The sequence below is a fragment of the Paenibacillus whitsoniae genome (assembly GCF_003955665.1).
Taxonomy (GTDB): domain Bacteria; phylum Bacillota; class Bacilli; order Paenibacillales; family NBRC-103111; genus Paenibacillus_E; species Paenibacillus_E whitsoniae.
In genome coordinates, this window is record NZ_RXHU01000099.1 from 1 (window position 1) to 11,173 (window position 11,173).

Annotated in this window: 12 protein-coding genes; 5 read left to right on the forward strand and 7 right to left on the reverse strand. The window is 53.5% G+C overall.

The genetic code is table 11. The features are described from left to right. From EJQ19_RS27400 to EJQ19_RS27410, 3 genes are all read left to right on the forward strand, one after another. Window positions 1-465: ATP-binding cassette domain-containing protein (locus EJQ19_RS27400; RefSeq protein ID WP_126144414.1), on the forward strand; the 465-nt coding region annotated here is incomplete at its 5' end. 82 nt (window positions 466-547) lie between these two features. Beyond that, window positions 548-1,258: a 2,3,4,5-tetrahydropyridine-2,6-dicarboxylate N-acetyltransferase gene (gene dapD / locus EJQ19_RS27405; RefSeq protein WP_126144415.1), complete on the forward strand. Its 711-nt coding sequence runs from the start codon at window positions 548-550 to the stop codon at window positions 1,256-1,258. Window positions 1,259-1,279: 21 nt separating this feature from the next. Beyond that, window positions 1,280-2,401 (forward strand): N-acetyldiaminopimelate deacetylase, encoded by a 1,122-nt coding sequence (locus EJQ19_RS27410; RefSeq protein ID WP_126144416.1) that lies wholly within the window; start codon window positions 1,280-1,282, stop codon window positions 2,399-2,401. A 57-nt stretch (window positions 2,402-2,458) separates the two neighbouring features. Here EJQ19_RS27410 and EJQ19_RS27415 read toward each other — a convergent pair whose 3' ends face one another. Continuing rightward, on the reverse strand, window positions 2,459-3,373 hold the full coding sequence (locus EJQ19_RS27415) for a DMT family transporter (RefSeq protein ID WP_206438498.1): 915 nt from the start codon (window positions 3,371-3,373) through the stop codon (window positions 2,459-2,461). A gap of 134 nt (window positions 3,374-3,507) precedes the next feature. On the opposite strand from EJQ19_RS27415, the gene EJQ19_RS27420 reads away from it, so the two are divergent. After that, window positions 3,508-4,359 carry a LysR substrate-binding domain-containing protein gene (locus tag EJQ19_RS27420; RefSeq protein ID WP_126144417.1) on the forward strand — a complete coding sequence of 284 codons (852 nt, stop codon included), beginning with the start codon at window positions 3,508-3,510 and terminating at the stop codon, window positions 4,357-4,359. Here the strand turns inward: EJQ19_RS27420 and EJQ19_RS27425 are convergent. From EJQ19_RS27425 to lspA, 5 genes are all read right to left on the reverse strand, one after another. Then, window positions 4,343-5,563, reverse strand: coding sequence for an MFS transporter (locus tag EJQ19_RS27425; protein WP_126144418.1), 1,221 nt, complete (start codon window positions 5,561-5,563; stop codon window positions 4,343-4,345). The two genes, EJQ19_RS27420 and EJQ19_RS27425, sit on opposite strands and share 17 nt — an antisense overlap. A gap of 25 nt (window positions 5,564-5,588) precedes the next feature. Further along, window positions 5,589-6,035 (reverse strand): MarR family winged helix-turn-helix transcriptional regulator, encoded by a 447-nt coding sequence (locus EJQ19_RS27430; RefSeq protein WP_126144419.1) that lies wholly within the window; start codon window positions 6,033-6,035, stop codon window positions 5,589-5,591. A 147-nt stretch (window positions 6,036-6,182) separates the two neighbouring features. Further along, the gene (locus EJQ19_RS27435) at window positions 6,183-7,340 is read right to left on the reverse strand and encodes an aminotransferase A (protein WP_420901705.1); all 1,158 of its coding nucleotides are present in this window, start codon (window positions 7,338-7,340) and stop codon (window positions 6,183-6,185) included. Between the two features lie 33 nt (window positions 7,341-7,373). Then, complete coding sequence (locus EJQ19_RS27440) at window positions 7,374-8,324, reverse strand: RluA family pseudouridine synthase (RefSeq protein ID WP_126144421.1); 951 nt, start codon at window positions 8,322-8,324, stop codon at window positions 7,374-7,376. Then, on the reverse strand, window positions 8,299-8,829 hold the full coding sequence (gene lspA, locus EJQ19_RS27445; protein ID WP_126144422.1) for a signal peptidase II: 531 nt from the start codon (window positions 8,827-8,829) through the stop codon (window positions 8,299-8,301). Before lspA ends, EJQ19_RS27440 begins: the two co-directional genes overlap by 26 nt. A gap of 123 nt (window positions 8,830-8,952) precedes the next feature. On the opposite strand from lspA, the gene EJQ19_RS27450 reads away from it, so the two are divergent. After that, a complete protein-coding gene (locus tag EJQ19_RS27450) occupies window positions 8,953-9,687 on the forward strand; it encodes a TraR/DksA C4-type zinc finger protein (RefSeq protein WP_126144423.1) in 735 nt (244 codons plus the stop codon). Between the two features lie 61 nt (window positions 9,688-9,748). Here the strand turns inward: EJQ19_RS27450 and EJQ19_RS27455 are convergent. Continuing rightward, a partial coding sequence (locus tag EJQ19_RS27455; protein ID WP_164716742.1) for a class I tRNA ligase family protein occupies window positions 9,749-11,173 on the reverse strand: 1,425 nt, incomplete at its 5' end.

Here is an 11,173-nt window from a genome sequence, read left to right on the forward strand (position 1 = left end):
GGCACGATCCGCGACAACATCGCGTACGGCCGCAAGGATGCCACCGAGCACGACGTCGTGCAGGCAGCCATCGCTGCGAACGCGGATCATTTTATCCGAACGCTGCCGGACGGATACGATACGATTTTGAATGAAGAAGCGTCCAACCTGTCCCATGGGCAAAAGCAGCTCTTGACCATCGCCAGGGCCATACTGGCCGATCCGGCGATTCTGATTCTCGACGAGGCGACGAGCAGCGTTGATACGCGGACTGAGATGGCGATTCAACGGGCCATGAATCATTTGATGGCGGATCGCACGTCGTTCGTGATTGCGCACAGGTTGTCAACTATCCGTGAAGCTGATTTGATCCTGGTTATGAACCACGGTACGGTCATTGAGCAAGGCACGCATCTGGAGCTGCTTGCGCAGCACGGCTTTTACGCCGATCTGTACAACAGTCAATTTGCGACAAAAGCTGTGTAATTCTATTGTAGAAATATTGGCTCTCCTGTCGGCTTTCTGCTAAGATAGGAGAGTCAATCATATTTTTGAAGGAGATGTCACCATGTCTGAAATGAACACACTGGAAATTATTCAATTTATCCGCGACAGCAAAAAGAAAACCCCTGTCAAAGTATACGTAAAAGGAAACCTGGACGGCCTTGAATTCGGCGAAGGCAGCCAAGCGTTTATCTCCGGCGGAAGCGGCGTCGTTTTCGGCGAGTGGAGCGAAATCGCGCCTGTGCTGGAAGCCAATAAAGATAAAGTTGTGGATTATGTAGTTGAATCCGACCGCCGCAACTCCGCGATCCCTACGCTGGATCTGAAACCGATCAACGCTCGTATCGAGCCGGGTGCCGTAATCCGCGACAAAGTGCACATTGGCGACAATGCCGTCATCATGATGGGCGCGCTCATCAACATCGGTGCATCCGTCGGCGACGGCACGATGATCGACATGAATGCCGTGCTTGGCGGCCGTGCGCAAATCGGTAAAATGTGCCACATCGGCGCAGGCGCTGTTGTAGCCGGCGTAATCGAGCCTCCTTCCGCACAACCTTGCGTGGTTGAAGACGACGTGCTGATCGGCGCGAACGCGGTTATCCTCGAAGGCGTGCGCATCGGACAAGGTTCCGTTGTTGCTGCTGGCGCGGTCGTTACCCAAGATGTCGAGCCTTTCACTGTCGTAGCTGGCGCACCTGCTCGCGTGATCAAGAAAGTCGACGACAAAACGAAATCCAAAACGGAAATCCTTGCGGATCTTCGCAAGCTGTAAGCCGTACCGGAGGATACTGATATGCTGAGCCCCTTTGTAGAATTGCGGCGCAAGCTGCATCAAATCCCGGAGCCCGGCTTTCAGGAATTCAAAACGCAAAGGCTGCTGCTGGATGAACTCAGCAAGCTGCCTCAAGACCGAATGTCGATACGCACTTGGCGTACCGGCATTCTTGTTTATATCCGCGGATTGAATCCTGCGAAGCGCTTCGGCTATCGCGCCGATATGGACGGGCTGCCCATTCCCGAGGATACGGGACTCCCGTTCCCTTCCGAGCATCCCGGCTATATGCACGCCTGCGGGCATGATTTTCACATGGCGATCGGCATGGGCGTCGTTACGCACTTTGTGCATCATCCGATGAAGGATGATCTCGTTGTATTGTTCCAGCCTGCAGAGGAGGGCCCTGGCGGCGCGCTTCCGATGCTGGGCGCCGATGAATTCCAGGACTGGAAACCGGATCAAATGCTGGCGCTCCACATCGCGCCGGAGTATCCGGTCGGCACAATTGCAACACGGCCTGAAATTTTGTTCGCGAACACGTCGGAATTATTCATCGACTTGCATGGCAAAGGCGGTCATGCCGCGTATCCGCATCGAGCGAACGATATGATTATCGCAGCGTCGCAAATGGTCGGCCAGCTGCAGACGATCGTCTCGCGGAACGTGAATCCGCTGGACGCCGCCGTCGTTACGATCGGCAAGCTGGAGGCCGGCACGAAGCAGAACATCATTGCCGAGAACGCGCGCCTCGAGGGCACGATCCGCACCCTGTCCGCCGATTCCATGAGGCAAGTGAAGCGCCGGATCGAAGCGATCACAGCGGGCATCGAGGCTTCCTTCGAATGCGAAGCAAAGATCGACTACGGTTCGAATTATATGCAAGTATTTAATACGCCTGATGTGACCCGGGAATTTATGGACTGGTTGAAAGGCCGTGACAATGTGACGCTTGTGGAGTGCACCGAAGCGATGACCGGAGAAGATTTCGGTTACTTCCTGGAGCAAATTCCCGGCTTCATGTTCTGGCTCGGCGTCGATACACCGCACGGCCTGCATCATGCAAAGCTCAACCCGAACGAGGATGCGATCGAGCTGGCGATTGCGACGATTACGGCGTATTTGGAGTTTAAATCCGTCTGATCTATCCTGTGAACAAAAAGGAGCAAGCTACCTGCTTAGGTACTTTGCTCCTTTTTCTTATATAACGGCACCTTCCCGCACTCTCGCCGCTTCCTTCGCTTTCACACGCTGCCCTCCGCCATTAACCAAATAAATGCCAATGCCAATCAGCGCACCTCCGACGCCGACATACCAGCGGATCTGCTCGCCTAAAAGCAGCCAGCTGGACAACACGCCGAAGAACGGTACCAAGAACAGAAAGGAACTCGTCTTAGCCGGATCGCCTTGCCCGAGCAAATAAAACCATGCAGAAAACTGCACAATCGAACAGAGAATCACAAGAACCAGCAGGATACCGATGGAGCCAGGTGTCAACACCATCGCCGGGCGCTCCGTCATCCCGCTTAACAGCAGCAGAATCCCCCCTCCGAAAAGCATTTGATAGGCCGCAAGGACGATGGCATCGAGTCCCGCTCCCCACCTCTTAATCAGCAAGGTAGCCGCTGCGAAGCACAACGCCCCTGCAAGACCAAGCACGATGCCGCCCTGAAGCCGCAGTTGGAAGCCGAGGGTGGCGATAACGCCGATAAAGCCGATAATCACGCCTCCCCATTGCCGTGCGCGATATTGGTTTCGCAGCAGTACAGCACCTAATACAATCACCAGCAAAGGGCTCATAAACGTAATGATCGACGACTCGCTGGCCGTTATCCAGTGCATGCTGTAGTAGCAAAAGCCCATAACTCCGGCAGTTTGACATAAACCGATCACGGCCACCTGCAGCCATGGCATTTTTCCCTTCGGCCGCGGCCTCCGTCCAGCAAATATCGCCAGCAAGCCGCCTGCCATCACGTAGCGAATCCCCATCAAGAAGAAGGGCGGCGCATACGCAAGTCCCATTTTGCCAACAGGGAATGCGATGCCCATCACAAACGTCGTTAAAATAAGAAGCACAGCAAATTTCCAAGGTACCACCTTTGTCTGTCTCTCCATCCACACAACCTCCGATTCCACGCTGATATCTGTTTACCGTTATTGTAGTGGAGATTACCCATTATGTATAATGATTGTAATTGATAAGATCCATCATAATATCTGATACCTGAAAGAAGGGAGCCATCACAATCATGGAAAGCTCCGAGCTTCGCGTATTCCAAATGGTGGCGCGAGAAGGCTCCATTACGAAGGCCGCTCAGCAGTTAGGCTACGTGCAGTCGAATGTCACGGCACGTATTCAATCGCTGGAAGCCGAGGTCGGGTCCCCCTTGTTCAATCGCCACCCTCGCGGCATGTCACTGACCTCCAGCGGCAAGCTGCTTCTGACCTATGCCGATAAAATTATCGGACTGTTGGATGAAGCCAAGTTGGCGCTCACCGATCAGAACAAACCATTCGGCACGCTCGCCATCGGTTCGACGCAAACTTGTGCCGCGGTGCGGCTGCCTGCGCTGCTGACAAAGTATTATCAGCAATTTCCCGACGTTCAGCTGTCACTCACCACGGGACATACGGCCGATCTCATCGACCGCATGCTCCATTACGAGCTCGACGGCTCCTTTATCGGCGGGAGTTTCGAGCATCCCGAGCTGACCTCGGTCATCGCGTTCCCGGAGGAGCTGGTCATCGTTTCTACGCCTGCTGTCGCAACCTTGGAAGAGGCCGTGGCCAAGCCGGTGCTCGTCTTTTCAAACGGTTGCTCCTATCGGGAGATTTTGCAAAAATGGTTGAGCTCCCTTGGCCCTTCCCGGCCGCCATTGATGGAATTTGGCACATTGGAAGCGATTCTGGGCGGCGTTGCGGCTCCCCAAACCGTTGCGGACAAATACGTCAAAGAGGGAACGATGCGCACCCACACCGTTCCCTCCCCTTATCGTTATATCAACACCGAGTTCATCACACGCAAAGACGCCTTTAACAGTAGCGCACTGCGCGAATTGATTCGCCTGCTGCAGGTGCCGTCCACTATTGAGGCAGACTGACAACCGCAGATGACCGTTTTCCGCCAAACAGAAGTCTCGCGATAAATAAAATCAAAAATAAGAGCATGAAGCCCGCGGAATATCGGTACATCGTTGCATACCCTGTAACCGCCGCAATCGAGCCGAGCAAGAACGCCCCAATCGCGACACCCAAATCCGTTGAATTGTAAAAAAGGCTGTTCGCCATGCTGTGCTGCGCTTTTGGTGTCATGCGCAGCATCCAAGCTTGAATCGTCGGCTGGATCGCCCCGAAGCCGAGCCCGTAAAGCAGAGCAGAGACGATCAGGAGCGGCATTGTTGTCGTGAATGACAGCAGCAGCATGCTGGCGATGACGCTTGCCGCCGCGGGAATGAGCACGGCCCCAGGACCTTTACGGTCGAACAGTTTCCCGGAAATCGGACGGATTAGAACAATTGTGATCGCATTAAACAGGAAGAACAAGCCGACCTGCTCCAAGTGGACCGCTTGCCCGAACAAAGCGATAAAACTCAGCAGTCCGCTGTACGTAATAGACAGCAGCACATTGAGCAGCGCCGGGTAGAGCAGCTTGCTTTTTCGGAAAGACACTGCCTCCTCGGCTGCGGATGCCCTACCGGAATCGCCAGGCGCGGCCGCCTGCGGTTTCGGAGGAATCGCGCGCGAAAGCAGCAGCAGTGGAAAGATCGCAAATGCTGTTACAGCGCCGGTAAGCGTTAGCGTCGGCCAACCGGCATGCTTCATCAGATTCAGCCCGATCATCGGGCCGATGGACATGGCCAACGAAGTCGACAGGCCGAAGTAGCCGATCCCCTCTCCGATGCGTGAAGCCGGAATAATTTGCGATACCAGCGTCGGGATGATCGTCGATGCCATACCGAATCCGATGCCGTAGCCAATGCGCATCAGCAGCAAGGAGCCCAGCGAACCTGCCCACATGTAGCTGAGCGTAATCAGGCCGGCCACGCCCAAGCCGATGAACAGCAGCACATTGCGATGCACCTTGCGCATCAGCGCGGCCGTAGCAAACCGTGTAGCAATCGCAGACAGCGCAAATAAACTGGTGAGGAGGCTGACCGCCACATCACCGGCAGTGAACGTTTCTTTCGCATACGCCGGAAAGGATGCCAATAGCTCCTGCAAATTCAAAAACAATAAAAATGAAGCAATCGTCAAACAAACGAAGGATGTCGTCCATAAACGGGACCTTTCTTCGGTATTGGTCATGATGTATCCTCCTTGGTACGGTAGATTACCGCGGCATTAATTCATTCACATGATGATTGATCCGATGGAGCAGCTTCATCAACTGGGCGTATTCCTCGTCGCTCATGCAGCCCTTTATCTCCTGAATGACATTCTGTTCAATCGGCAGCGTCTGCGCAATCAACGCCTTCCCTTTTTCCGTCATAAAAACCAGAAACGAGCGGCGATCGTTATCCCCTATCTTTTTCAGCACATAGCCTTTCCCTTCCAAATGGTCCAAAATGCGCGTAATCGTCGGCCGATCTTTGCCTGAACGTTCGGCAATTTCTTTTTGCATCAAGCCGTCCTCCCGGTCAACTTGATACAGCACAGACCATTGCTCCGGCGTAATCTCGTGTTCTTTCAACCGGAACAGCAAATAATTGGACAGCTTCCGATACGTTACCCCCATTTGAAACCCGATTGAAAGATCTAGTGCATTGTCATCAGCCATGAAACAGCGGCCTCCCCTAAAATTAGTTGTCACGACAACTATTTAAATAATATGTTTTAATCTTACCTGAAAAGTAAGCGAGATTCAACCTTATTCCCGTAAAATGAAAAAGAACCGCGGCTTTTTCAAAGCCTACGGTCCTTTTCCTTATAACTTCTGAACGAATTGCGCTAAGCGGTCCAACGCGGTTTCCAATACTTCCTGCGCGTACGCATAGGAAATGCGAATATAACCCTCGCCGTAAGCCGTAAACGCATCCCCTGGCACGACCGCGACGTGCTCCTCCTGAAGCAGCCGCATGGCGAATTCCTGCGAGCTCAGTCCGAACTTGGCGATCGACGGGAACAAATAAAACGCGCCATCCGGCTTGTCCAGCTCAAATCCCATCGCAATTAGCCGGTCATACACATAGTCGCGGCGCTGCACGTACGCTTCGCGCATTGGCAGTGCATCATCGATGCCGACGGTCAAAGCCTCTAACGCAGCGTACTGGCTGATTGAGCTCGCGCAGGTCACGTTATATTGGTGCACCTTCACCATATGCGCCGTCAAGTACGCCGGCGCCATCGTGAAGCCGATCCGCCACCCTGTCATTGCATGAGACTTGGAAAGGCCGTTAATCACGATCGTTTTTTCACGCAGATTCCCGATTGATGCGATGGAGCGATGCTGCACCCCGTAAACCAACTCACTGTATATCTCGTCGGACAATATAAACAGCTCCCTGTCGGCGAGCAGAGCCGCCAAATCAGCCAACTCCCGTTCGCTGAGCACTTGCCCCGTCGGATTGGACGGATAGCACAAGATGACGCAGCGCGTCTTGTCCGTAAGATGCGGCGCCAGCAGTTCCGCCGTCAGCTTGAGGCCGTTCGGTCTCGTGTCCACGTAGACCGGGACCGCGCCGGCGAGCCGGATCAGCGGCTCGTAGCCAGGGTAAATCGGGGCTGGAAGAATAACTTCCGCCCCCGGTGTCAAAATCGTCCGCAGCGTAATATCAACCGCTTCACTAGCGCCTGCCGTGACGATGATTTCATCCGCCGCGCGGTACTGCTGTCCATATTTGACATGGACAAAATGAGAGACCGCCTCCCGCAATTCCGGCAGGCCGGGATTTGGCGTATATACGGTTTTATTTTGATCCAGCGCCCGCTGCCCCGCCTCGATAATGTGGCGCGGGGTCGGGAAATCCGGCTGGCCAATGGTCAGTGTCAATGCACCCGGGATGGTGCTGACTAGGTTGGAAATTTTGCGAATACCGGAAATTTGAATGTCCTTCACTTCCGGATTAATGAGATGCTCAAGCACGGATCCGATTCTCCCCTCATGCAGAATGCTCGTCTATTTCGTGCGAATCGTTTGAATCAAATGCTCCATATCCGCCGGAATCGGCGCTTCGAATTGCAGCCATTCCGCTGTGCGCGGATGCTTGAAGCCGAGAACAGCCGCGTGAAGCGCTTGGCCGTCCATTAGCATACCTTTGCTCTTGCCGTACATCGGATCGCCGACCAGCGGATGGCCGATAAACTTCATGTGAACGCGGATCTGGTGCGTCCGTCCGGTCTCCAGCTTGAGCTCGACCAGTGTAAAATCGCCGAAGCGCTCCAGCACGACGAAGTGTGTCACAGCGTGCTTGCTATTTTTGTCCGTGACGGTGTACATTTTGCGGTCATGGGAATCGCGGCCGATCGGCGCATCAATGGTGCCGTTGTCGTGCTGCAGATTGCCATGTACCAGGGCGATGTACTTGCGGTTTACCGTATGCGCCTTGAGCTGTTCCGCGAGGCTGGCATGGGCTTTATCGTTTTTAGCCGCCATAATGAGGCCTGACGTATCCTTGTCGATGCGGTGTACGATGCCTGGACGCAGCTCGCCGTTGATGCCGGAAAGATCCTTGCAGTGATGCATCAGCGCATTCACTAGCGTGCCCGAATAATGCCCCGGCGCCGGATGGACGACAAGGCCGCGCTGCTTGTTAATCACGATCACATCGCTATCCTCGTAGACGACTTCAATCGGAATCGGCTCAGCCACAAGCTCCACACCCTGCGGTTCCGGCACGATCAGGCCAATGACATCTCCTAAGCTCAACTTGTAATTGGCTTTTACATTTTTGCCGTTCACCTTAGCGTGACCGTCTTTCACCCACATCTGAACGAGCGTCCGAGAGACATCCTCTTCCACAGCTTCGGTAATGAATTTGTCGATCCGCTCGCCGGCAAATTCCTCCTCTACCGTCCATTCGAGGAGTTCAGCAGCCGCTTCATCAGGTGAGGTCTGGTTTGTGTTCATTGGAAGCTCCTTTTTTCTCCTTGCGCGCGGCAAGAAGTGAATCGATGAAAATCAGGATAACCCCGACGACAATCGCGGAATCTGCGATATTGAAAATCGGATATTCATAATAGATGGCTTTGCCAAACAACGTAAAATCAAACGTAACCTGCAAGAAATCAACCACCTCACCGAACAAGGCCCGGTTGACAAAGTTCCCGATCGCGCCGCCGAGCAGCAGGCTTAGAGCAAAAGACAGCAGGACCTTCCCTTCGCGAATCGTTTTTGTTATGTACCAAATAATCCCAGCTACAATCAGAATGGTAATGACAATGAAAAACCAACGCTGATTCTGCAAAATGCCGAAAGCCGCGCCTTTGTTCCGATGCGAGGTAATCATGAAGAAATCCCCGATCACCGGGCGTTCTTCGCCAATCGGAATCTCTTTCACAATGATCCACTTGGTAATTTGGTCCAATACTAAAACAATCACCGCATATAGCGCGTACAAATAAGCTTTTTTCATAGTCATCCTCCTGCATATTCGAGCTTGACGTTCCTTTTTTACAAGGAATTACCTCACTAAAACAAGCGTTCACACGGCATGCTATTCAGTATGGATCAGCTGTTAGAAGGGAGCTGTGGACTGATGAGCCATTTATCCGAGGAACAAATCCATTCGTTGTATGTGCAATTATTGGAGGAAAAAGTAAGTTTAGAAAAACACTTTGCCCGAAACGATCATTACGGACTTGGCAACGCGCTCGCCGATACGACCGGGGACTTGTCAGCCTACGACAATCATCCAGGGGATACAGCGACAGAGTTGTATGAACGCGAAAAAGATATTTCTCTAAATGAGCACGCCGAGCAGCAGCTTGAACAAATCAATGAGGCACTCGCAGCTATCGATCGCGGCGATTACGGAACCTGCGTCTACTGCGGAGTCCCCATCCCATTTGAAAGGCTGCAGACGATTCCGACGGCTTTAACCTGCATCCAGCACGTACCTGATCCCGAGCAATCGTTCCGTCGTCCTGTCGAAGAACAGGTCCTCTATCCACCATTTGGCCGAACCAGCTTTGACGAGCGGAACGATGAAACGGAATTTGACGGTGAAGATGCCTGGCAAATTGTTGAGAGCTGGGGCAACTCGGACTCCCCCGCCATGGCGGAATCGAACCAAGTGGAAACCTACGACGACATGTACATCGAATACGACGAGCTTGAAGGCTATGTCGAACCTTTTGAAAGCTTCGTCGCTACCGACTTGTACGGGGAACACGTTACGATTGTTCGCAGCCGCGCGTACCGGAACTATATGGACAGCGGTGAGGGTGACCCGTTCCTTGAAAAGGAACCTGCCGCCGAACTGGAGGAGTAGCCGCTATCCGAAAAACAGGACAAACGAGCTTCGCTATCTGCGAGAGCTCGTTTGTTTCTTTTTACGCGTGATAGTGAGTCGTCACGACATCGCTGCATCGTACGCAAAGGGTCGGATGATCTTTACTTTGCCCGACTTCCGGCGTCACGATCCAACAGCGTTCGCATTTCTCGCCGTCCGCTACCGTAACAGCTACCGCAACATCCTTCGCCCCATGCGCGCCTTCCGGAACCTCTGTCCCAACCGGATGCAAGGCCACGCCGGACACAATGAAAAGTTGATCCAATTGGTCAAAGCCGCCTAGGAACGCTGCCATGCTTTCGTTTGGATACAGATGCACCGCCGCGCCGAGCGAATTGCCGATCACTTTTTGCGTGCGTGCTTCCTCCAGGGCTTTCAGCACTTCGTCCCGTACTTCCAGGAAGGCGTTCCATTTGGCTTCCAATTTCTCGTCGTATACACTCGCATCGACTTCCGGAAGTTCAGCCATTTGCACAGAGCTCAGTTCTACACCCGGGATGTACTGCCATACCTCGTCCGCCGTATGCGGCAAAATCGGGGAGATCAGCTTCGTGATCGCGTTCAGCGCGGCGTACAGCACCGTTTGCGAAGCTTTGCGGGCCGGATCGTTCGCTGCGTTTGCATACAGACGATCTTTAATGATGTCCAGATAGAACGAACTCATTTCTACTGCACAGAAGTGGTGGATCGTTTGGTACACTACGTGGAAATCGTACGCATCGTAAGCTTTGACAACCTTCTCAATCATGCGATTGAGGCGGATCAGCGCGTAACGGTCAAGCTCGGACAGTTTCTCCACTTCTACGCGATCTGTCGCAGGGTTGAACGACGTGAGATTACCAAGCAAGAAACGGAGAGTATTCCGAATTTTCCGATATACTTCCGATGTTTGATTCAAGATGTTGTCCGAAATCCGGTGATCGGCCTGATAATCGACGGAAGATACCCATAACCGCAAAATATCCGCGCCCAGCTTGCCGCAAACAACATTCGGATCGATGGTGTTGCCGATCGATTTGGACATTTTACGGCCTTCGCCGTCCAAGGTAAAGCCGTGGCTCAGGATACCTTTGTAAGGCGCCTGTCCGCGCGTCGCCACGCCTGTGATCAGCGAGGAGTTGAACCAGCCACGATATTGGTCGGAGCCTTCCAGGTACAGGTCGGCCGGCCATTGCAGCTCAGGACGTGTTTCCAGCACAGCCACATGGGAGGAGCCGGAATCGAACCAAACGTCCATGATGTCCGTTTCTTTGCGGAATTCGTGATGTCCGCATTTCGCGCAGGTTGTGCCAGCCGGCAGCAAATCTTTCTCGTCCTTGATGAACCAAGCGTTAGAGCCTTCGCGCTCGAACAACTGCGCCACATGCTCAATCGTCGTTTCGTTGACGAGCGGCTCGTTACAGCTGCGGCAGTAGAAAATCGGAATCGGTACACCCCACGCGCGCTGACGGGAAATACACCAGTC

What these genes read in the sequence shown, in the direction of transcription:
- lspA (WP_126144422.1), bottom strand. Translation starts at nt 8,829, where the DNA reads ATGAAAAAAGCTTATTTGTACGCGCTATATGCGGTGATTGTTTTAGTA.
- EJQ19_RS27415 (WP_206438498.1), bottom strand. Translation starts at nt 3,373, where the DNA reads ATGGAGAGACAGACAAAGGTGGTACCTTGGAAATTTGCTGTGCTTCTT.
- EJQ19_RS27450 (WP_126144423.1), top strand. Translation starts at nt 8,953, where the DNA reads ATGAGCCATTTATCCGAGGAACAAATCCATTCGTTGTATGTGCAATTA.
- EJQ19_RS27440 (WP_126144421.1), bottom strand. Translation starts at nt 8,324, where the DNA reads ATGAACACAAACCAGACCTCACCTGATGAAGCGGCTGCTGAACTCCTC.
- EJQ19_RS27425 (WP_126144418.1), bottom strand. Translation starts at nt 5,563, where the DNA reads ATGACCAATACCGAAGAAAGGTCCCGTTTATGGACGACATCCTTCGTT.
- dapD (WP_126144415.1), top strand. Translation starts at nt 548, where the DNA reads ATGTCTGAAATGAACACACTGGAAATTATTCAATTTATCCGCGACAGC.
- EJQ19_RS27420 (WP_126144417.1), top strand. Translation starts at nt 3,508, where the DNA reads ATGGAAAGCTCCGAGCTTCGCGTATTCCAAATGGTGGCGCGAGAAGGC.
- EJQ19_RS27430 (WP_126144419.1), bottom strand. Translation starts at nt 6,035, where the DNA reads ATGGCTGATGACAATGCACTAGATCTTTCAATCGGGTTTCAAATGGGG.
- EJQ19_RS27410 (WP_126144416.1), top strand. Translation starts at nt 1,280, where the DNA reads ATGCTGAGCCCCTTTGTAGAATTGCGGCGCAAGCTGCATCAAATCCCG.